Genomic DNA, 337 nt, shown 5'->3' on the forward strand with positions numbered 1-337 from the left:
TGAAGACAGAACAGGACTAGCTGCCGGAACATATACGGTAATCATCACTGATGCCAATGGATGTACTGCAACAGTTAATGCCACAGTAACGCAGCCAGCAAGTGCAGTAAGCGGAACAACGGTAGTAACGAATGTAGCATGTAACGGCGCTTCTAACGGCGCGATCAACTTGACTCCAGCAGGAGGAACAGCACCTTATACATTCAACTGGGGTGGTGGAATCACAACGGAAGACAGAACAGGTTTAGCTGCCGGAACATATACGGTAACTATCACTGATGCCAACGGATGTACTGCAACAGTGAGTAGAACAGTAACGCAGCCTACAGCTGTAACG

At 48.4% G+C, this 337-nt stretch carries 1 pseudogene; it reads left to right on the forward strand.

Annotation, left to right across the window (positions count from 1 at the left end):
• A pseudogene (locus U9K52_RS21235) lies at nt 1–337 on the forward strand (SprB repeat-containing protein); the annotation flags it as partial.

The sequence above is a fragment of the Chryseobacterium sp. MHB01 genome, assembly GCF_034651565.1.
In the GTDB taxonomy this organism is placed as follows: Bacteria; Bacteroidota; Bacteroidia; order Flavobacteriales; family Weeksellaceae; genus Chryseobacterium; species Chryseobacterium nepalense.